At 52.1% G+C, this 22,100-nt stretch carries 18 protein-coding genes and 1 riboswitch; of the genes, 8 read left to right on the top strand and 10 right to left on the bottom strand.

Annotation, left to right across the window (positions count from 1 at the left end; all coding sequences use genetic code 11):
• Positions 1 to 34 precede the first annotated feature (34 nt).
• The 7 genes from KI215_RS14085 to KI215_RS14115 all read right to left on the bottom strand — a co-directional run bounded on the left by KI215_RS14085 (position 35) and on the right by KI215_RS14115 (position 11,615).
• Positions 35 to 985: a 4-hydroxy-3-methylbut-2-enyl diphosphate reductase gene (locus KI215_RS14085; RefSeq protein ID WP_212773328.1), complete on the bottom strand. Its 951-nt coding sequence runs from the start codon at positions 983 to 985 to the stop codon at positions 35 to 37.
• A gap of 1,063 nt (positions 986 to 2,048) precedes the next feature.
• Positions 2,049 to 3,323, bottom strand: coding sequence for a BaiN/RdsA family NAD(P)/FAD-dependent oxidoreductase (locus tag KI215_RS14090; protein ID WP_212773329.1), 1,275 nt, complete (start codon positions 3,321 to 3,323; stop codon positions 2,049 to 2,051).
• 31 nt (positions 3,324 to 3,354) lie between these two features.
• Entirely contained in the window at positions 3,355 to 4,371 is a 1,017-nt protein-coding gene (locus tag KI215_RS14095; protein ID WP_212773330.1) for an ABC transporter substrate-binding protein, read from the bottom strand.
• Positions 4,372 to 4,661: 290 nt separating this feature from the next.
• Complete coding sequence (locus KI215_RS14100; protein WP_212773331.1) at positions 4,662 to 6,533, bottom strand: bifunctional homocysteine S-methyltransferase/methylenetetrahydrofolate reductase; 1,872 nt, start codon at positions 6,531 to 6,533, stop codon at positions 4,662 to 4,664.
• Between the two features lie 12 nt (positions 6,534 to 6,545).
• Positions 6,546 to 9,992 (bottom strand): methionine synthase, encoded by a 3,447-nt coding sequence (gene metH / locus KI215_RS14105; protein ID WP_246512130.1) that lies wholly within the window; start codon positions 9,990 to 9,992, stop codon positions 6,546 to 6,548.
• Between the two features lie 82 nt (positions 9,993 to 10,074).
• Positions 10,075 to 10,190, bottom strand: a riboswitch (SAM riboswitch).
• 309 nt (positions 10,191 to 10,499) lie between these two features.
• Positions 10,500 to 10,949: a disulfide oxidoreductase gene (locus KI215_RS14110; protein ID WP_212775214.1), complete on the bottom strand. Its 450-nt coding sequence runs from the start codon at positions 10,947 to 10,949 to the stop codon at positions 10,500 to 10,502.
• Positions 10,950 to 10,958: 9 nt separating this feature from the next.
• Complete coding sequence (locus tag KI215_RS14115; RefSeq protein WP_212773332.1) at positions 10,959 to 11,615, bottom strand: DsbA family protein; 657 nt, start codon at positions 11,613 to 11,615, stop codon at positions 10,959 to 10,961.
• Between the two features lie 267 nt (positions 11,616 to 11,882).
• Between KI215_RS14115 and KI215_RS14120 the strand changes: the two genes are divergently transcribed.
• The 3 genes from KI215_RS14120 to KI215_RS14130 all read left to right on the top strand — a co-directional run bounded on the left by KI215_RS14120 (position 11,883) and on the right by KI215_RS14130 (position 14,646).
• Positions 11,883 to 12,791, top strand: coding sequence for an ABC transporter substrate-binding protein (locus KI215_RS14120; protein ID WP_212773333.1), 909 nt, complete (start codon positions 11,883 to 11,885; stop codon positions 12,789 to 12,791).
• Positions 12,792 to 12,868: 77 nt separating this feature from the next.
• Positions 12,869 to 14,014 carry an ABC transporter ATP-binding protein gene (locus KI215_RS14125; protein WP_212773334.1) on the top strand — a complete coding sequence of 382 codons (1,146 nt, stop codon included), beginning with the start codon at positions 12,869 to 12,871 and terminating at the stop codon, positions 14,012 to 14,014.
• Complete coding sequence (locus KI215_RS14130; protein WP_212773335.1) at positions 14,011 to 14,646, top strand: ABC transporter permease; 636 nt, start codon at positions 14,011 to 14,013, stop codon at positions 14,644 to 14,646. Before KI215_RS14125 ends, KI215_RS14130 begins: the two co-directional genes overlap by 4 nt.
• A gap of 63 nt (positions 14,647 to 14,709) precedes the next feature.
• Here the strand turns inward: KI215_RS14130 and KI215_RS14135 are convergent, their stop codons facing one another.
• Positions 14,710 to 15,051: a hypothetical protein gene (locus tag KI215_RS14135; RefSeq protein ID WP_212773336.1), complete on the bottom strand. Its 342-nt coding sequence runs from the start codon at positions 15,049 to 15,051 to the stop codon at positions 14,710 to 14,712.
• 245 nt (positions 15,052 to 15,296) lie between these two features.
• Entirely contained in the window at positions 15,297 to 15,494 is a 198-nt protein-coding gene (locus tag KI215_RS16385; RefSeq protein WP_212773337.1) for an excalibur calcium-binding domain-containing protein, read from the bottom strand.
• 155 nt (positions 15,495 to 15,649) lie between these two features.
• Here KI215_RS16385 and KI215_RS14145 point away from each other — a divergent pair, with 155 nt between their 5' ends.
• Complete coding sequence (locus tag KI215_RS14145) at positions 15,650 to 15,892, top strand: recombinase family protein (RefSeq protein WP_275956710.1); 243 nt, start codon at positions 15,650 to 15,652, stop codon at positions 15,890 to 15,892.
• Between the two features lie 606 nt (positions 15,893 to 16,498).
• On the opposite strand, the gene KI215_RS14150 is transcribed toward KI215_RS14145, so the two are convergent.
• Positions 16,499 to 17,326, bottom strand: coding sequence for an aldo/keto reductase (locus tag KI215_RS14150; RefSeq protein ID WP_275956758.1), 828 nt, complete (start codon positions 17,324 to 17,326; stop codon positions 16,499 to 16,501).
• Between the two features lie 466 nt (positions 17,327 to 17,792).
• Here KI215_RS14150 and KI215_RS14155 point away from each other — a divergent pair, with 466 nt between their 5' ends.
• The 4 genes from KI215_RS14155 (at position 17,793) to KI215_RS14170 (ending at position 22,051) form a co-directional block, all read left to right on the top strand.
• Positions 17,793 to 19,118 (top strand): helix-turn-helix domain-containing protein, encoded by a 1,326-nt coding sequence (locus KI215_RS14155; protein WP_212773338.1) that lies wholly within the window; start codon positions 17,793 to 17,795, stop codon positions 19,116 to 19,118.
• Positions 19,119 to 19,346: 228 nt separating this feature from the next.
• Complete coding sequence (locus tag KI215_RS16390; RefSeq protein WP_420830141.1) at positions 19,347 to 19,778, top strand: RNA-guided endonuclease InsQ/TnpB family protein; 432 nt, start codon at positions 19,347 to 19,349, stop codon at positions 19,776 to 19,778.
• Positions 19,727 to 19,981 (top strand): zinc ribbon domain-containing protein, encoded by a 255-nt coding sequence (locus tag KI215_RS16395; RefSeq protein ID WP_212773340.1) that lies wholly within the window; start codon positions 19,727 to 19,729, stop codon positions 19,979 to 19,981. Before KI215_RS16390 ends, KI215_RS16395 begins: the two co-directional genes overlap by 52 nt.
• Before the next feature lie 465 nt (positions 19,982 to 20,446).
• Positions 20,447 to 22,051: a M14 family metallopeptidase gene (locus KI215_RS14170; protein ID WP_212773341.1), complete on the top strand. Its 1,605-nt coding sequence runs from the start codon at positions 20,447 to 20,449 to the stop codon at positions 22,049 to 22,051.
• The last annotated feature ends 49 nt before the right edge of the window (positions 22,052 to 22,100 follow it).

Here is a 22,100-nt window from a genome sequence, read left to right on the forward strand (position 1 = left end):
GAAAATCAACCGGGGATTACCCCGGTTGATCGTATTATCGCACTTTTTTCTCCCGTACGGGGGGCAACAGCTTTTTCATGTTGACCGTTCGTTTCGGTTTCCAAGTAGATGGATCGTTTTCGTCAAACTGCTCCAGATACTGGATCACTTCACGCGTAATCGGTGTGGGCGTCGAAGCCCCCGCCGTCACTCCCACCAACTTTTTGCCGAACAACCACTCTGGTTGAATTTCCGTCACATCACTGACGCGAACCGCATCGACACCGGCGATTTCCTTCGCCACCTGCGCCAAACGGTTGGAATTGTTGCTACGGGGATCCCCGACCACGATCACCAGATCCGTTCCCTTGGCTTGTTCGGCTACCGCTTCCTGCCGTTCCTGGGTGGCCAGGCAGATCTCATTGTGGATCTCGGCAGTCGGATATTTCTCCCGCACTTTGTTCATCAGATGCGCAGTATCCCACTGGCTCATGGTAGTTTGGTTGGTCACCAGCACCTTGTCCGTTTTGAGATCCAACTTTTCTATGTCCTCTTCCTTTTCCACCAGATGCACGTGACCTTTGGCCACCCCCATCGCTCCCTCCGGCTCAGGATGGCCGCTTTTGCCGATATAGACCACTTCGTAGCCTTCTTCCACTTTTTCCTTGATCAATTGATGGGTGCGGGTCACGTCCGGACAAGTGGCGTCCACAATCGTAAGGCCTTTTTCTCGTGCCCGGCGCCGCACCTCCGGAGATACACCATGAGCGGTGAAAATGACAGTTCCTTTATCCACTTTCTCCAAAAGCTCCAACCGATTGGCCCCGTCCAGTGTGATGATGCCTTCCTCTTCAAACGCCTTCACCACATGACGGTTGTGTACGATCATGCCCAAGATGTAAATCGGCCGCGGCAAGTCCAGGTTTTTTGCCGCCTGCCGTGCCAATACCATGGCATCTACCACACCGTAACAATACCCTCGCGGGGTGATTTTTCTCACTTCCATAAAACCCATTCCCTCCTGCCCTGTATATTCAGTCAGGGCCGCCTCTATTATATCCTTTTTCGACGGTGGAACCAAGCGACCATGATCCGCTGACCAGCCTGTTTGGACGTAAAGTTGGGCATGTACACTCGGTACATCCGCGGCTAGACATTCATACGATACACTGTGATGCGTACCCATAAAGGATGTAAGGAGTGAAGTTGAATGGGTGAACCACCAAAAAAATTTCCATTGCCGCCGCCCCCACCGCCGTTACCGCCGAAAGATTCCCATAAATACCCCATACCCCACAAACCTCATATACCCAGATGGCCCCATCACCATCATATGCCGTACGACCACTACCATCATATGCCGTACGACCACTACCATCATATGCCCATGATGGACCCGATGATGATGCGGTATTGGTACCGCCACATGAGAATGTGCCATAGGTTGGAGAAGAAATTCATGAGACGCTGTATGAAATATTATGGCGGCTACCATCGCTGGGACAGTTCTTCCCGCGGATGGGGAAGTTCTTCCCGCGGATGGGGAAGTTCTTCCCGCAGATGGGACAGTTCCTCCCGCAGTTGGGGGTAGCTCCACCTGAGATTTCATCTTGATGAATCAACCCCGCAACAGCCATCTCTATCCCTCCCCGATGTGGGGAGTTTTTTTTGCAAAAAGAAAGAGCCGCACCCGCCTCGCTCCCACAACCTTTCCATCAGCGAGGCTGAGATCCGGCTTTGAATATGGCACTCTTCACTTGCTGTTTTTACCGCGTTCGCGTATATACAGAGCCGTCAACACCAAAATGATGATAATCAAAAATGTGATAATGACCGTCGTCGCAACTTCTTGCTTCAACACTGGAATCCCTCCTTGACGCCTCCGAATGCCCGGTCGGTCGTTCCCGCGAATCATGAAGTTGCGTATATTCCACGTACTGATTCGCCTTTATTTTACCGTCCATACATTGTTTTGGACATCCCTATTTTGTGAAAGATTGGCGTATCTTTGACGGATTCCGTTATGGTGACGGATAAAATTGCTTCTCCATGAAAAAATGTTTCACTCTTCACAACGGTTGTGCGAGGGCCTGTTCAGCAGCACTCTTGCCGGCCACATATCCAGTGCAGGAAGCGGCGGTAATGTTATAACCGCCCGTATAACCGTGAATGTCCAGGATTTCACCACAAAAATACAATCCGCGCATTTTTTTGGACTGCATAGTTTTGGGGTCGATCTCCTTCACATGAACGCCCCCGCCGGTTACAAACGCTTTTTCCAGCGGTAATGTCCCATCAATCATGATGGTCAAGTGTTTGGCCTCCCGGCAAAGACGATGCAGTTGCTCGCGGGAGAGATGTGATATAGTCAGATCTTCGGGAAGATGAGCCCGCTCCATCAAAACCGGGATCAGCCGTTCAGGCAGGAACACTCGTAATGTGTTGCGCACCGTTTTTTTGGGATGTTGTTGCCTTACTTCCCACCATTGTTGTTCCAGTTGCCCCAGTGAGTGATCCGGAAAGAGGTCGATGGCCAAAGGTGTCGAAGCTGCACCCGACTTTTTCAAGGCATTGACAACAAACTGACTGCATCTCAGTGCTGCCGGACCGGAGAGGCCAAAATGCGTAAAGATCATGTCCCCGCGATGTTGGACCAGCTTTTTGCCCTTGGGATTGTAAACGGTGAGAACGACATCGCGCAAGGAAAGGCCTTGCAACACTCTGTTTTGAATCAAGGGCTCGGACGACGTCAGTGGCACTTCGGTCGGAAATAATTCGGTGATGGTATGTCCCGCTTCTTCCGCCCAAGCATATCCGTCCCCGGTGGAACCGGTCTGGGGAACCGCTTTTCCTCCCACCGCCACGACGACAGCCGGCGCCTTCCAGACGTCGCCGTTTCGACATAAGACACCCTTGACTTTCCCGTTTTCATACAAAACACGCTGAACCGGCATATTGAGCCGAATATCGGTCCCTACCGCTCTTACCTTTTTCACCAGCGCCCGCACCACCGATTGAGCGCTGTCGGATACGGGAAACATGCGTCCGTTGTCCTCTTCCTTCAACGGGACCCCCATTTCTTCAAAAAAACGGACCAAATCCCGATTGTTGAAAATGGAAAACACGCTGTAGAGAAAGCGGCCGTTTCCCGGGATATGCCGGATCAGTTCATCGATTTCCTTGATATTGGTGACATTACATCGTCCGCCACCGGAGATAGCCATCTTTCTTCCCAGTTTTTCACCCTTCTCCAGCAGCAGCACTTTGGCGCCGTGCATACCAGCTGACACACTTGCCATCAACCCGGCCGGGCCGCCGCCGATCACGATAACATCGTACCTCATCCTCAAGCTCCTTCGCCTCATCGACATCACGTTATTCCACTTTTGACGGTTCAGGCTTAGCCGGTTGCATATGATGAGCCGGATTTGGATTTGCCCAGTTCAGACCTTTGTTTAATTGTCCGTACAGCTCGTTCATCAATTTTTCGTCGGACAATGGTCCATTTCGCTTCAACGCCCATTCCGCCGTCACTTCCATCACCCGCCCGGCTTTGACTGCCGGCAGTTGCCGCAGGACCGGGTCCTTTTTGATTTGACCCGATGGATCCGAAGGTTTGCGCAATACGATCAGCGTATCTGTGGGAAGACCCGCCAATTTTCCGCCATCCAGATCCACGTACGGTTGTTTTTGCTTGGAAAAGGAAACGCTCAATCCCACATTGTCCAGCAAAACGGCCAAATCCGACAGTTTCGTGTACGCCCGCACGCGATGGGGACCAATCACTTCCACCGGCAACACTTTCATCCCCTGATACTGGGATGCCAATGTGCGGACACGATTAGCCGTCTGCTGACTCCGCTTCATCAACGCCTGTGCTTGTCCCGATTTTTGAAACACCACGCCCAGGAGATTGGCCACTTTCTGCCAATGATCCGCCCCCGATCCCCGTACCACCAATGTCGGCGCCATAGAAGAAAATTGAGGATACCATTGCTTTTGACTGACATCGGCGATGATCAGATCGGGTTTCAATTTGAGGATGGCGTTCAAATCCGGTTGCTGTTTGGTACCGACCCACTTGAAGTTGAGTTGGATACGCCCTTTCAAATAGCTTGGAATGCCCGTTTGTTTTTCATTCTCCTTGGTCACGCCGATCGGTTGAATCCCCATGGCCGACGTGATTTCCAACAGATAGGGATCGGTCAGCACCACCCGTTTAGGCGGCGATTTCAACGTAGTCTCACCCAGCTCGTGATGCACCGTCACCGGCGATTGTGAAGCAGAGGCTGCCATTGGCGACATACAGCCGGTGAGGAACAAACACAGACACAAACTCCAGATTATCCCTGACCGCCCAACCGTCAGTTTCACGGAACGGTGATAGAACATGGCCCCACTCCTTACGGATAATATGGGAATTGTCGAAACACGTTTCAATATAGCCTAAGTAGGTTAATCCGGCAAGGAAAAGAAAGGTGAACAAATCCATTTCTTATTGAGACAGATACGATCCTACACCCAGCATGTGACAGGTGCAGAGTACGTGGTGATCACGAATAAACAAATCCCGGCTTCCTTAGCGTACAGGGTGCCGGGATTCTTTTGACGGTCAAACACCTTGTTGTACATTTAATAAGGTACTCCCCAAAAGAGGGATCTCAAACGGACTGTTAACGACATCATCCCTGCCCGCCGGCGCTCTGTACCAATGCATTCTGCTTTGCCCGAAGCACGTAGCGGGTCAGCTCCTCCGTCATTTGCCAATAGGCAAACGGCGTGATCAGATAAATACCGCGGAAGTACGCCATCGCCACATCCAACAGCTCCCTGGCGATCGCCACGCCCATTTTTCTTCCTTCTTCCCCTTTCAGATCTTTCATCCGCTCCAACACATCCGACGGAATTTTAATTCCGGGTACCTCATTGTGTAAAAAAAGCGCATTTCGGTAACCAGTCAACGGCATAATACCGATAAACACCGGGATGTCCAAATGGGCGGTCGCTTCGGCGATCTGGCGGATTCCATCGGCGTCGTAAACGGGCTGGGTCATGATGAAATCGGCTCCGGCCTCCACTTTTTTCTCCAATCGTCGAACGGCCGCATCCAGATGACGCACATGTGGGTTGAATGCGGCACCGACCACGAATTGTGCCCGTTGTTTCAGCGGTTTGCCGGAGAAGGAAATGCCTTCGTTGAGCTGTTTGAGCATGCGGATCAGCTCAAACGAGGTGACGTCGTAGATCGAACTGGCCCCAGGCAAATCGCCGATCCGCGTCGGGTCCCCCGTGATGACCAGCACTTGGTCGATGCCCAGCGCATGCAGCCCCATCACGTGGGATTGTTGCCCAATCAGGTTGCGGTCCCGGCAAGTGATGTGAACCAACGGATCAATCCCCAATTGCGATTTGACGATCGCGCCCAGCGCCATGTTGCTCATCCGCGTGGTGGCCAACGAATTGTCCGCCATGGTGATCGCCGCCGCTCCCGCCGCATGCAGGCGTGCAGCTCCTTCCAGGAACGAGGAAGTTTCCAGATCTTTTGGTGGGTCCAGCTCCACGATGACGGTGTATTCCCGCTGCACCCGCTCGACGATCGTCGGCTTGTTGCGTTGGCGCAAATGGATCGGCACGCGGCGGGCAGATGATTCGGTCTTGTTTTTCGGGTTCACCCGCGGCAGAGGGGGCAAATCCCGGAGCGATTCGGCCATTGCCCGAATGTGCGCCGGCGTGGTACCGCAACAACCGCCGATGATGCGCACCCCCTGTTCACGCAACCGCAATGCGGATTCACCGAAATAGGCGGGCGATGTCTGGTATTCGTAATTTCCGTCAACCAATCCCAACCGTCCCGCGTTGGGGAAAACAGAAATCCACAAGTCAGTAGGCATCACCGTCTGTTCCAAGGCACGCAACAATTCAGTCGGACCCAATCGGCAGTTGAATCCGACTCCGTCCACCCCGCTTTTGGCCAAATGGGCAAACGCCCCATCCAACGTATAGGCATCCCGTGTCCGTGCCACTTCCATCAAAGCCAACTGGGCGATGATCGGCCGGTCTGTCAGCGGACGGATCACTTCCACGGCCAAGAGAAGTTCTTCCAAATCGAGAAACGTCTCCAGCACGATCCCGTCCACCCCGGCGTGTAACAGCGCTGTGGCCTGTTCCTCATACATGTCGCGGTACGCCTCAGTGTCGTAATGCGGCACTCTCCCGGCCAAAATCGATCCGATCGACCCGACGACAAACGCATCGTCATCCACAGCGGAACGGGCCACCGCCACCGCCTCACGGTTGATCCGCGTTACTTTCCCCGCCAGTCCGTAGCGCTCCAATCGCTCCCGGTTGGCACCGTACGTATTGGTTTCGATCAGTCGCGCACCCGCCTCATAATAGGCTCGATGGACCGAACGGATCACATCCGGCTGCGTCAATGACAGCTCTTCGTAACAAATTCCCACCGGGATGCCCTGTTGGTACAGGTACGTGGCCATCGCCCCGTCTCCGACGAGCAAACCGTTTTGCAAACACTGGCGCAAATCTCGTCCGGACACCTTTCTCCCCCCTTATTCCGCATTGAAATATCGTGCTTCCGGATGCGCGAACACCATCGCGGACACCGATGCCTCCGGTTCCATCATCCACCCGTCCGTCAGGTGAACACCGATGGCCTCCGGTTCCATCAAAGCAAACAACTTTTCCTGATCCTCCAGACGGGGACATGCGGGATAGCCGAACGAGACGCGAATTCCTTGATAACGAGCGCCGAAGCGTTCCTTCATCGTCATTTCCGGCGGATCAGGAAATCCCCACACGTCGCGCATCACCTGATGCAGCCGCTCTGCGAACGCCTCCGCCAACTCCAAAGCTGTCGCCTGCAGGAGATGCGAACGGAAATAATCGCCCCGTTGCTTCCACTCCTCGGCCAGTTCCCGGACACCCGCGCCCGCCGTCACGACCAAAAACCCGACCACATCCATCACGCCGGACTCTTTCGGCCGCAGGAAATCAGCCAAACACAGGTAGGGCGGCTTCTTCTGGCGGGGAAAATCAAACCGTTGCAACACACGGTTCGTGTCATTCGGATCATACACGAGCACTGCATCTCCATCCGCCTGTGCAGGGAAGAACCGATACATCCCGTGCGCCTGCAAAATCCCGTTTTCCCGCGCCTCTCCCAGCAGGCGGTCCACCTCTTCCCTCAACCGCAACGCTTTTTCGTCGCCGTTTGCCAACAGCTGCTCCACGTTGCCTTTGAGCCCCAGGTGTTTGCCCAAAAGCATCTGTTCGTTGATGTACGGCCGCAGATGGGACAGCGGATAGTTCCGCAAAATGTGCCGGTCGAAATCAGGCGGGGTAAATACCGGCGCTTCGCGGGAAACATCGGATCGACGCGGTGCCGTCGGCACCTTTTCTTCACTTGGTCGAACCGTGACCGTGGTCGCCGCTGTCAATTGCTCCTGCCACTGACGCTCCAACTGTTTCCGTTTGTCAGGGTCGGTCAGCCGGTTGGCCAATTCCAATCCGTCCATCGCATCTTTGGCGTACAGGACCAGCCCATTGTATTCGGGGCGGATACGGGTTTCCGTGAATTTTCGGGTCAAAGCAGCCCCGCCCACCAACAAAGGGACATTGATTCCCGCCGCTTTCAAATCCTGTGCGGTGACGACCATCTGTTGTGCCGATTTGACCAACAGCCCGGACAGACCGATGGCGTCCGGCTGTTCCTCTCGACAGGCGGCAATCAGTTGTTCCGGTGGCACCTTGATCCCGAGGTTGACCACTTCAAATCCGTTGTTGGACAGGATGATCTCCACCAGGTTTTTCCCGATGTCATGCACATCCCCCTTGACCGTGGCCAACAGAATCTTGCCTTTGATGTTCGACTCCGTTTTCTCCATGTACGGCTCCAGAAACGCGACAGCCGCCTTCATCACTTCGGCACTTTGCAGCACTTCGGCCACGATCAGTTGGTTGTCGTTGAACAACCGTCCCACTTCGTCCATTCCCGCCATCAGCGGACCGTTGATGATCTCCAGCGGACTGTACTTCTCCAACGCCAGCTTGAGATCATCGATCAATCCGTCCTTGGTTCCCTCCACGATATATTGCCCCAGTCGCTCTTCCAACGGCAACGTTTCTCCCGATGACTTCGTCTCCGTTTTCTTGGCGCGGTAAAACTGCACAAACTCGGCCAACACTGCTTCGTAGTTCTCATGGTTGGTCTCAAACAGCAAACGTTCCGCCAAACGGACTTCTTCCTGCGGGATGGACGCATAGCGCTCCAGTTTTTCGGTATTGACGATGGCGTAGTCCAATCCCGCCTTGGTACAGTGATACAAAAAGACGGCGTTCAACACTTCCCGTCCCGCCGGCGGCAAGCCGAACGACACGTTGGAGATACCCAAAATCGTCTGGCAACGCGGCAAACGTTCCTTGATCAGACGAATGCCCTCCACAGTTTCCTTGGCCGATCCGATATACGCTTCATCGCCCGTCCCGACGGGGAAAACCAGCGGGTCGAAAATGATATCTTCTTCCGGAATGCAGTACTTTTCCGTCAACAAGCGGTAGGAGCGTTCGGCCACCTCCCATTTCCGCTCGCGGTCGACGGCCATGCCACGTTCGTCGATTGTGCCCACCACAACCGCCGCACCGTAGCGGTGAATCAGGGGCACCACCTTTTCAAACCGCTCTTCCCCGTCTTCCAGGTTGATCGAGTTGAGAATGGCTTTGCCCTGCGAAAACTTCAACGCCTCCTCCATTACCTCGGGCGATGTGGAGTCGATCATCAGCGGTGCTTTGATCACCTTGACAGCGTAGGTCAAAAACCGCCGCATATCCTCCAGTTCGTCCCGATCAGGATCAGCCAGACACACGTCGATCACCTGGGCACCGTTTTTCACCTGTTTGCGGGCAATTTCCGCGGCGGCTTCATACTCCCCCTCCTGGATCAAGGTACGAAATTTGCGCGATCCGATCACGTTCGTCCGCTCACCGACGAGAATCGGTCGATTGTCCGCCTCTACATAAACGGGTTCGATACCGGATACCGCCGGAATATGCCGTTCCGGTACGGGGCGGGGGCGTTTGTCCCTCAATGCCTCCGCCAGCGCACGGATATGATCCGGTGTCGTACCGCAACATCCTCCCGCCATGTTGAGCCAGCCGGCATCGGCAAAGGCAGCCAGTTTGGCAGCCAGTCCCTGCGGCGTCTCGTGATACCTTCCCTCCTCGTCGGGCAAACCGGCGTTGGGATAACAGCTCACCCCACAATCGGCCATAGAAGCCAGCGTTCGCAAGTGGTCACGCATAAATTCCGGGCCGGTCGCACAGTTCAACCCTACACACAAGGGACGGAGATGGGAGATAGACACGTAGAAAGCCTCCACATTTTGCCCGGCCAACATGGTGCCCATCGGTTCGATCGTGCCGGAAATCAGGATCGGAACTTCGGTTCCCAACTCGGCAAATGCCCGCCGGATCCCGATTCCGCCCGCTTTCACATTCAGCGTGTCCTGGGAGGTCTCCAACAGCAACGCATCCACGCCACCCAACAACAGCGCACGTGCCTGTTCGTAATACGCGTCCACCAACTGGTCGAACGTGATACCGCCCGTCACCGAGAGCGTCTTGGTTGTCGGTCCCATCGCCCCGGCCACATACCGGGGAGAACCGTCCCGCGTCCATTTGTCCACAGCTTTGCGGGCGCAAGCCACCGCTGCGCGGTTGATCTCTTCCACACGGCTCTCCAGTCCGTACTCGGCCAATACCACCGACGTGGCACCGAACGTGTTGGTCTCCACGATGTCCGCTCCTGCTTCCAGATAGACTTCATGAATGGATTGGATCAGATCGGGGCGCGTCAGGTTGAGCATTTCGTTACATCCCTCATACGCTTCGCCACCAAAATCCTCCGCCGTCAAACAGGCATTTTGCAGCATCGTTCCCATCGCGCCGTCCAGAATCAGAATTTTTTCTTTCATCCGTTCCGACAACGGTTGAATACCCATGTCCATCATCCTCTTTCCTTCCATCAAATAAAAAACCTTTCATCTCTGATCGGATGAAAGGTTGGCGTCGTAAACGCGCAAACTCTCATCTCCCAGAGATACCCTCTGCAGGAATTGGCACCACATTTGAAAGGCTATCCCTTTCAAATAGGTTGCCGGGCTTCATCGGGCCAGTCCCTCCGCCGCTCTGGATAAGAGTTCCGCTAATCGGATTATGTGATTTTTTCCGAACTGACAAACGAAGGATTTGGAGATAAATATACAAAAAGAACGGGGCACCTGTCAATGATTTCAGGTCTTTCCCCTCACGAAATGACTCCAGACACACCCTCGTCCTGGTTCCTGGTTCTCTTCAAACATAGTATATGCTTTTGCGTGAAAACATTTCTCCGTGTTTGACCGACCGGACCGCCCGTTTTACACCTCACGTGCGTTTTTTTGTACGCTCCTCGCTCCCGTTTCAGGTCATGCACTGCCGGAGTAACGGACAACCGAATCCGATACCGTTTATGCTTCCTGTTCCGTAGCTGTTTCATTTTCGTCCGATTCCGCCGTCCGAGCTGCCATTAGAAACCAAGTGATCAATACAAACGCCGTCAATGCCAAAAAGGGAATGGTGACAATTCCGAACCAGTTGATATAGTCACCCGTACACGGCACTCCCTGCGTGCAGGGAGTGAACGACTTCATCGCCGGTACCTTTTGCAGCAAATAATGATAAAGCGAGATCGAACCACCAATCACACTGAGCGGCAGCGTGTAGGGGATAATCCTCCGGTCATCCCGATAGCTGGCAATTCCCAGCAGCACCGTCAACGGATACATGAAAATCCGCTGAAACCAGCACAACTTGCATGGTTCAAACAACGCGATCTCGCTGAAATACAAACTGCCTCCCGTCGCAACCAATGACACCACCCATGCGAAATACAATCCGTATTGCCGAATCCACGCCATCATTCCGGATTATCCTTTCTTGCCCGATTCTTGAAGCGCTTCATCCAACGCTTGTTTCAATTGGTTGTAGTCCAGCGGATTTTCCACTTCTTTTCCGTTGACGTAGATCGTCGGAACCGAATTGATGCCCAGTTTCTTTCCGTTGGCCATATCCCGCTGTACATCCGCCTCGTATTTCCGGGTGCGGATGTCTTGTTCCAGACGTTTCACATCGATGCCGGAAACGTGTTGCTTGGCCAATTGCACCAGAAACTCCGGCGTGGCCCAGATGGTGTACTCGTCCTGCTGATTCCGGTAGACCGCGTCATAAAACTGCCAGAATGCCTGCGGATTTTGACGGTAGATCGACTCCCCCGCGATGCCGGCCGTCACCGAATCCGGCCCGATGAACTGCATGTTGAGAAATGCCATCTTGACCTTGCCGGTGTCGATATATTCCTTTTTCAACAAAGGAAAGACGGTTTCCTCGAACCGTTTGCACACCGGACACTTGAAATCTCCGAATTCGATCAAAGTGACTGGTGCATTCGGATCGCCCAGGACGGGTTGACCCTGCGCCAACCGGTTGATTTTCTCCTGTTGACCGTCAGCAGCCATATGCGCGATTCCGAAGATGCCCACGATGAGCACTACCAACCCCACCGTGATCATCGTCAACATTCTCATGTCCTTTTTCTTCCTTTTTGCCTGGTACGACACGGATTGCTTCTTCTTTTGTCGGTTCTTTTTCCCCATAAAGTTCTCCTTCCCATCTGATCCGTTCCACTATCGGATTTGCTTTCTATTATCGCATAAAACAAGGAAAATGGGGACTTCAGAAATGCATCATTTAGCTTGACTGAAAAAATTTACAATCTCTGTGGAAAAAAAGCCGTTTATTCCGGGCGAATAAAGGGTACGTGTTTAAAGGTTAGCATGTATGGAGGGGATTGGATGCTAAAAAGAAGTTGGCTGTTATCCATTTGTCTCATTTTGTTGGTCAGTCTCACCGCATGCAAAGACGGGAAGACCGCCGAGCCCGGAAAAATCGTTATCTCGGGCAAGGACTGGACCGAGCAGTGGATCTTGGCCCACATTTTGGGCGAATATTTGAAGGCCCACACGGATATGGACGTACAAGTGCGCGAAGGGTTGGGCACGGAAGCGATCCTGGTCCAAGCCCTTAAGCAAGGGGAAATCGACGCTATTGTAGAGTATTCTGGAACAGGTTACCAGGCGATTCTCAAAAAACCTTACAAGCCGGGAATGACTCCTCAGTATATTTACCAGCAAACCAAAAAAGGATACGAAACCCAATTCGGCAGCACCTGGCTGAAACCGTTGGGCTTTTACAACACGTATGCCCTGGCGATGCGGGCGGACAAAGCGAAACAGCTCCATGTCACCAAGGTAAGCGACCTGAAACGGTTGGCTCCCCGACTATCCTTCGGTGCCCCGGCCACTTTCTTTGAGCGGAAAGACGGGTATGACGGAATGACGAAAATGTACGGCCTGTCCTTCGGCAAAAAGGTGACGCTGGATGAGGATCTGATGTACAAAGCCGTTGATAACGGGGATGTCGACGTGATTACCGCCTTCACCACCGATCCGCGGATCAAGCAGTTGCACTTGGCGACGCTCGAGGATGATATGAAATATTTCCCGCCTTACGACGCGGTGCCGGTGGTGCGACAAGCAGTGTTGCGCGCCAATCCGGGACTGGAAAAAACATTGAACGGGTTGGCCGGCAAAATCACCATTCCCGACATGATGAAAATGAACGACGAAGTGAACAGCAAACGGAAAACGCCACAGGAGGCAGCACGGGACTTTCTGAAATCCAAGGGTTTGATTCCACGCTGATGTAGGCACCCGCTGAGAGGGCATGAGGGTGTGAATCGCTTGGAAAGGGGAGAAAATTTGGAAAGGGGAGGAAAAATATGATTCGTTTTGAAAATGTAAGCAAGCGGTACAAAGATGGCACGGTTGCCATCGACAATCTGAATCTGGAAATCCAAAAAGGGGAGTTGCTCGTCCTGATCGGCCCCAGCGGGTGCGGGAAAACGACGACCATGCGTATGATCAACCGGCTGATCGAACCGACGAGCGGTACGATCACGATCGACGGGCAAGACATCTCCCAAATCGACCCTGTCGAACTCAGGCGCAATATCGGGTACGTGATCCAAGAGATCGGCCTGTTTCCCCACATGACCATCGAACAAAATATCGCCCTGGTACCCAAGCTGAAAAAATGGCATCCCGAGCGTTACCGGCAACGGGTAAACGAGTTGATGGACTTGGTCGGTCTGGACCCCGACACATACAAGGACCGGTACCCGTCGGAGCTGAGCGGGGGGCAACAACAGCGTGTCGGTGTCATCCGGGCACTGGCGGGTGAGCCGGACATCATTCTGATGGATGAGCCGTTCAGCGCGCTCGACCCGATCAGTCGGGAACAATTGCAGGAGGAACTGGTAAACCTGCAAGAGTCGATACAAAAAACCATCGTGTTCGTCACCCACGACATGGATGAAGCGATCAGGATCGCCAGCCGGATCGCTATCATGAATGACGGCAAGCTGGTACAAGTGGACAGTCCTGACCGTATCCTGCGTCGACCGGCCAACGAATTCGTACGCGGATTCATCGGTGAGGAACGACTGACGAATGCAGCAGAGAAGGCCGTTCCGACGGCACAGGACCTGATGCATCAGTCTCCGGCTACCGTTTCACCCAAACGGGGATTGGCCGAAGCGTTCCGCATCATGAAAGAGAAAAAAGTAGACAGCTTGTTCGTCATCGACAGCCAACGCCAACTGCTGGGCAGCGTTACCTTAGAGAAGGTGGATCAACACTACAATCAGGAAGATTGCACGGTTGCAGACATCATGGAAACGGAGATTCCCACCCTCACGATCGATAACCCGGTCAACGAGGTGGCCGAAGTGTTCAGGGACGGTAAGCAAAATGCCGTACCCGTAGTGGAGGGGAAACGGCTCATCGGTGTCGTCACCCGCGGCAGCATGATGCGCGGACTGGCCGACTGGACACATCATCAACCGGAAGGGAGCGTGACAATATGAGCCTGTGGGAAACGATCGTCAGTCGGAAATCAGACATCTGGATGGCATTCGTCGATCATCTTTATCTGTCCGGTGTGGCGATGCTGATCGCCATCCTGGTTGCAGTACCGTTGGGTATCATTCTTACCCGCTACCGATGGATCGCGGAACCAATTATCGGGCTTGCCGCACTGATTCAGACGGTTCCAGGTCTTGCGCTGCTGGCCTTTATGCTGCCGTTGTTCGGGATCGGGAAGACACCGGCCATCGTCGCCTTGACCCTGTATGCGCTCCTGCCCATCATCCGGAACACCTACACCGGCATCCTCGGAGTCGATCGCTCCGTCATCGATGCGGGCAAAGGAATGGGCATGACCTCCCGCCAGATCCTGTGGATGGTGGAATTACCCCTTTCGCTCCCGTTTATCATGGCTGGCATCCGCACCTCATCCGTATTCACTGTCGGCTTGGCAGCACTGGCCGCCTTTATCGGGGGCGGCGGATTGGGTGATCTGATCGTCCGTGGCATGAGCATGAACGACAATAATCTCATCTTGGCCGGCGCCATTCCTGCCGCCTTGTTGGCCTTGGCATTCGATCTGATGTTCCGTTTGCTGGAGCGAAAAGTGACTCCCCATGGCATGCAGAGCTGACAGTGAAACCCGGAAAACAATCCCCCGGATTCTGTTCGGGGGATTTTATTTGTTTTCTTGCGTTCACATGATTTGATCCCTGTCCTGCTGCCGATCGCCACCCAGTACCCGACGAACCCACCATAACCCCACGACCCCGATCACCACATGCAAGGCGCCGATTTGCCATATAACACTTCCCGGTGAATCTAACAACAGCTGCACCATATCCTTGGACATTCCCTTCATACCGCCTGCCAACGACTGCTTATAAAGATCCAACGCAGGCACCAACCCGATCACCAAAAGAAGGATCCCTGCAATGATCAGCACGAACATCGCTGATCCGCAGAAAACGACCAACCAATCGCGCTTGTTCATCGGTGCATCAACGCTCCCTTTCACTTCACCCTCTTCTTTCACCATAATTCCACCCCCAGGGTTCCACTTCCTGTTTTTCGAGGAAAGAGAAGGTTTTCTACAACCTTGAGCGGTTTAAACCCTGTAACACCACGTTCAAAGGTCATTTCGCTAAATCACCCTTATTCAGTATGGACGAAAAACCCTCCTCTCAGGCGGCACTGAAGATATCGAAGAAAGAAGGTTGTTTCAGTGTTTCCAAACACAAAATGCCCAGGCTCCCAACTCCATGGAACCGGGCAAACCTCTTTCTACGGTAAACTTTCACATGCGATTCCGTCGTGGTCGTGATCCAAACCGTCCACATTGTTGGATGGTCTTCCACCCACCATGCGCATGCTTTCGAAGAAGAGGGTTTCTTTTGCGTTGAGAGGGCCGGTCCCCTTCTTATACGCTGTAAATAAGCTCTTATTATCTATTTCGAAACATCCGTCATTTTTCGTGTCCAATTCTTATATGAAAAACAAAATACCGTTGACCTTTTAGATCAGGCCAACGGCTAAATAACAGGTTCAGGTACCGGACCCGAGCTACTCCTTATCGAAGTAGTGAACGGTCTCCGTGAAGGGGCATAGGTTTTCGCAGTATTGTAGTGGAGAAAAAATTGATATTCCATGTGTTTGAAGCGCTTGCTGAGTTTGAACGGGAGATAATCCGAGAGAGAACGCAGGCTGGTTTGGCTGCGGCTCGTGCAAGGAAGAAATTGGGCGGGCGACCACGGGTGATGGATGAGCGGAAAGTGAAAATGGCCCAATCTCTTATGAAGGCCCCCAACCTTTCCATCCAAGATATTTATGAAACACTTCAGGTGTCCAAAGCGACGCTTTACCGGTATCTGTCCGAATGAAGTGTATTTGGATCTCCAGAACTGGAGATTCAATTTGATTTTTTTGGCAAAATGTGCGTATAATATGAATAAGCAATAAGGAGCCCTCATCGGAAGGGCCGCGATCTTTCAACCTAAAAACCTAGCCACAGAAAAGTGACCTGGTAGGTTGGCAGCCCGACGGGTCACTTTTTTTGCACCATGATGTGAACGACTACCTGTACCACCACAGGATCGTAGTGATCACCTGGAAGATCAGGGACAGCAGAGCGATCGTCACACTCATTAGCACCACTTCCTTCCCTCGCCGGATGAAGGAAGAAGGAACGCGACCCGTCCTCAGGCTCCTTCAAAATTAATTCTGCGCAATCCACGGTAAATCCTTCCTGTTGACGACGCGGCAACAAGCCAGTGCCGTTATATTACTATACTAAAATAGTGAAGGGATTGGATTCCCATGTGGATTTTGCCCAGCTCTAATGCTGGGTTCTTTTCTTTCACCATGACAAGTTGTCACATCCACGTGTGCACCGAGAGCCCTAAGCGGTGCTTTTTTGTTCAATATCTCGGAGGATTGGGTTATCGAAAACCCATCGAAAACCCGTAGAATTGAATCATCCAGACACACTAGAAATCAAAATTGTCAGGATCGGGACCGAAACGTTGGTTCCGGTTCAGTCCATCCAGCTTGGCCATATCCTCCTGGGACAGTTCAAAATCAAACACATCCGCGTTCTCACGGATACGGGACTCACTCACCGACTTGGGAATGGTGACCACACCATGTTGCAGGTTCCATCGGAGGACGATCTGCGCGGGTGTCTTGCCGTATTTGGCAGCCAACTCCCGGATTTCCGGCACATTGGCCACTTCGCCCTTCATCAACGGACGCCATGCTTCCACCTGAATGGCGTGTTGAGAACAGTACTCACGCAGTTCCTTCTGAGTCAGATATGGATGAAACTCCACCTGGTTGACCATCGGCTTGATCTCGGCATCAGCCATCAGATCCTCCAGATGGTGAATTTGGAAGTTGCTCACCCCGATTGCCCGTGCACGACCATCACGGTAGATTTTCTCCAGCGCTTTCCACGTCTCCTTGTACTTGCCCGCCACCGGCCAGTGAATCAGGTAGAGATCGACATAGTCCATCCCCAGTCGCTGGAGGCTTGCCTCAAACGCAGCCAATGTGGAATCATAACCTTGATCGGTGTTCCACACCTTAGTTGTGATAAACAACTCCTCGCGCGGCACACCCGACTCCCGGACGGCTCGGCCCACGCCCGCCTCATTGCCGTACATCGCCGCCGTGTCAATACTGCGGTAACCCACCTGAATCGCCGTCTTCACCGCGTTTTCCACTTCGCCACCTTCTTGCGCACGCCAGACGCCCAATCCCAACCACGGCATCTTCACCCCGTTGTACAGGGTCGCTGCATCGGAAAGCGATTTGATCGACAAATCTCTCCACCTCCCAGATGTTTTGGTACGAATGATCACGAGAAACAGGCAATCCAGATTGGAAACCAATACATCTCAGAGTCAATCACGATCACCCTGAGTTTAAACCTTTGAAAAGATAGAATCAACTGCCATGTGTTTTATGCACATGATCTGTTAAGACCATACAGGTTTCCTATAGGTTCAAAGATGATTGATGCAAAAATGGCCCATTCAGTGTGAATGGGTTAACGTCATTGTCTTTTCCCGATCGTCCCCAAAATCGTTCCAACTAAAAATTGTTCCTGCCTGATTGAATCGTTACACTGACCCAATCCTAACTTGGTTCATTTTTTATGTTTTTGTATCTAATCACACTGAAATTAAATAAAATAGTCTAAATTACATATTCCAATCAAAACCCATTCATAGTATGATGAACATGTCGAGATATAGAGGAAAATGACAGGAGGAGAAAATGATGCCAGAACTTGATCTCATTCAAATCGGATCTATTATCCGAAAAGTAAGAAAAGGCAAGGGATTGCGTCTGGAGGATCTCGCGGATGAAAACATCTCCCCTGCCACTGTCAGCAACATCGAACGCGGAGTCCCACACGTCAATGCGGAAAAAGTGATGTATCTGTTGAAGAAGCTAGGGCTGTCATTGGAGCAGATTCCGGAGTTGTTGGTGGGGGAAGATGAAAAGGCAGAGCACTTATATCTTCAATTATTTTCATTGGAGTCCCAAATCGGCTATGTCGACACACAACAGATTTTGCAAGTGCTGAATACGATTGAAGTAGAGGATGACCACCCTTACGTCCCCTATGTCCACTATATAAGGGGAAGATGTTTGATCCAACAATCCCAGTTTTCGAAAGCGGAACGGTCCCTGTTTAATGCTATTCGACTTTCCAGCAGAGGATTAAACAAAAAAAGGAATTTCGAAGCACTCAGTTTTAATGAGCTGGGGATTTGTTACTATCACCAAGGAGATCTAAACCAAGCCCTCCATTTCACCGAGTCAGCCGCAGATGCCTACGAAGAAAATGGAGAACGTCCTCAACTCAAATATACCATCGCCTTAAACCAAGCCACCTACCTCGAAAAAATGGGACGTCTAGGAGAAGCGATGCAGATTGTGCAAAATATGTGGGAACACATTGATCGGATGGAAATCCTCCCTTCCCTTCAGTTGTATGATCTTCAAGTTCACCTGCTAAAAAGAAACAAAATTTATGATAGGGCCATACATTATGCAAAAGAAGGTATTGAAAAAGCAAGGCTAAGTGGGAAAGCTGATTGGCTTTTCAATCTATGGACTGCGTTGGGTAGCGTTTATTTGTACAAGAAGGATTGGAATCTTTCTGAAACCTGCCTTCAAACTGCCTTGAATTTAGAGAGTTACTCATCTATTAATGTTTTGGTACAAGTCTATACAAAACTCGGTCTGGTATATTTCCACAAACGAATTCCTGACAAAGCTGAACAAGCATTACAAAGGGCGGTATCTTTAAGCGAAGAAGCCCATGTAATCCCTCGATTTTTCGCTTTATTGGTGATGGGGGACTATTTGCAAAAAGTTGGTAGAGATCAAGAAGCTATCAAATTATATGTTCAGGCACTGGAAGTGTCCAAGTATTACCATAATCATGCACTGGAATATAAGGCACTCTTCCGTCTAGCTGGTTTGAAAAAAGAGCAAAACAAAGAGGAATTCGTCAGTCATTTAGAAAATATGTATGAAGTAGCAGCAACATTGCAATGGTACGGCGGGGAGGAGGATTATTATGAAATCTTGTAAGATAGTTGCGATGTTATCGATAGTCCTTGCACTATTTTGCGGAGTATTGCTTTATCAACCTACTCCATCTTTTATTTCCAGCAATATCATCCCCAACACTGGAGATCCTACATCTGGATAATTGATTCATATTCGGACACTTTAGGGTGTCCGATTTCTTTATTTTGAGTAAAAACCCTTAGCATACCTTGAGCTAGGGCGATTTCCTTCGGGCCATGAACAGACAAATTGATACAGAAGAATATCACCCTATCTTATCAGCCGAAAGATTGGAGTCCTCACTTTCGTATCCCCTCTCTCACTCTATATCCGGATCGATTACAAGACACAAACGAATGGGTAAATCGGTATCTTCAGTCGGAAAGAAAGTTGAAATGGCTCCAACGGATGGTTTCCCGCAGAAAGAAGGGATCAAATCGTTGGAGAAAAGCGGCCCTGATGTTGGCCAAATGCCATGAATACATAGCCAATCAGAGAAAAGACGCCGCTCACAGAATCAGCCGATATTTGGTGGACAACTACGATGGGATCGCCTTTGAAGACTTGAACATTCGGGGGATGGTGAAAAATCACCATCTTGCCAAGAGCTTGCAGACGCAGGTTGGAGGATGCTGGTTCAATTCACGACTTACAAGGCAGAGTGGGCCGGTAAGCAAGTGATAACAGTTGATCCTCGCAACACGTCGCAAGTTTGCTCGAAATGCGGTCAGATCGTAAAGAAGACATTAAAAGAACGTACCCATCGTTGCTCATGCGGATATGTGGCAGACAGAGATGTCAATGCCGCAAGAAATATCCTGCATCGAGCGATGGGATACGTTCCTGAACCGAGATACGGGCAATTAGAACTAAACCTTTTCTAGGCTTGGACGAAGCCTTCGTGGATGGATGTGGATTGCCACGCCAGATGAAGCGAGAAGCCCACGGCTTTAGCTGTGTGGAGCAAGTCACCGAAACATGAAAGCGATCGAGGACGAAACCGGGCAATATGAATTCTTTGTTGGTAATCCGTTTGTCACCGGAAACTTGGTCGATGGTACGTTCATTCAGGGGCCGTTGTTCCTGTTTCCCTATTGAAATCGCGGGCAATTTCCTCAAAACGAAGCATACTTTGCCCGCGACCTGCGCTGACTGGGTCGGAGCGGTGTCATCATCTGCTTCCCTGTAGGGCGCAGGTGGAGCGAGCCGGGAAAGCGATGTGGACATTATCCACCAGACACACCCTCTCTAGCCAAAAATCTTAGTATAATAGAAGGTTAATGCATACAAAGAAGTGAATCATTGTAAAAATAGACTTCGTTAGCAGCAAGAAAGCTGGGAGGGGTTTGATGACGAATAAGAAGTGGTTGTCCCTGTCGGCTGCGGCAGTACTGGCCTTCTCGTCCTTGGCCGTGGCTCAGGCGGAGCCGTCCACGCCATATTACGGGAAGAGTTATTCCCAGCCGGAAAAGGTGCTGAAACTGTATCCCGATCCGGATGAACGGTTTGACACCCCTGCATTCACTTCCGGAAAGGAGCGGTTCACCAGCCAAGAAGAGATGATGGCTTTCCTCCGTGGTTTGGAATCGAAGAGCCCCTGGATGAAATTGGAGGTGATCGGCCACTCCCAAGAGGGACGGGAGATACCTGCCCTCTTTTTCCAGAAGGGAAGCGGCAAGAAGAAGCCCACCGTCTGGCTGCAGGGACAGATCCACGGCAATGAACCGGCCGCCGGGGAAGCGGTGCTGGTGATGGCAGAGAAGCTGGCAGGTTCCTATGGCAAGAAGCTGCTGGATAAGATCAACGTGGTCATCGTACCCAGAGTCAATCCCGATGGCTCCTACGCCTTTAAACGGCAGATGAGGAACGGGCTTGATGGCAACCGGGATCATCTGAAGTTTGACACACAGGAAGTACGGGCGATCCACTCCCTCTTCAACCGGGTACAACCGGAAGTGGCGATAGACGCTCACGAGTACAGCCCCGAACCCGAGTTGCTGAAAGACATCGGCAAGGAAGGCTCCCTCAAGTATCACGACCTTCTCATCCTCTCGGGCAAGAACCTGAACATCCCGAGACATGTTCGAACATTCGCCGATAATATGTCGCAGAAGGCCAAGAAAGCTTTAGCGGAGAAGGGATTCTCCAGCGGCGACTACTACACGGCAACAAAAAAGGACGGAAAACTGGAGCTGACCGAGGGTGGACCGGAACCCCGCATCGGCCGCAACAGCTTCGCCCTGAAACCTGCCCTCTCCTTCCTCGTGGAAACCCGGGGCATTGGGATCGGACGGGAAAACTTCCCCCGCCGGGTAGCCGCCCAGGTGACCACCCATGTAAGCTTGCTGGAGACCACCGCCCAACGGGCTGACGAGATTAAACGCCTCGTGGATCAAGCCCGGGAAGAGATCGTCGACAAGGGACGCACTGTCGGGGATGACGACGAGATTGTGGTAGTAAGCCAAGCGACAGAAATCCCCAACAGCACCCTGCCGGTGGTGGACATCGCCGAGGGCAAGGTGAAGGAGGTGTCTGTCCGCTGGTTCAGCCACACCAAAGGAAAGCCCATCCTCACCCGGGAACGCCCCACCGCTTATCTCTTGTCCCCGGACCAAAAGGAAGCCGTGGAACGACTGTGGAATGCCGGGATCAAAATAAAACGGCTGAAGCAAGAGATGGTCTTGTCTGTGGAAAGCTACACCGTTCGGTCGAAGGAGACTTCCGAGTCATATGAAGGTCATCCGCAGTATCATGTAACTACGGATACAGCCGCAGAAACAGTCCACTTCCCCGCAGGGAGCTGGGTAATCCCGATGGATCAGCCAGCGGCCAACCTGGCTGCCCTGGCGCTCGAACCGGAGTCCACCGACAGCTATGTTACTTTCGGGTTCATCCGTTCGGAAGCGGGGAAAAAGCTCCCGATTTACCGGTACATGGAGGAGAAAAAGTGGTAGTGATGTGATCCATCACTGAAGAAGGCCGCCATTCGAATGGCGGCCTTGT

The sequence above is a fragment of the Polycladomyces abyssicola genome (assembly GCF_018326425.1).
GTDB classification, from domain to species: domain Bacteria; phylum Bacillota; class Bacilli; order Thermoactinomycetales; family JIR-001; genus Polycladomyces; species Polycladomyces abyssicola.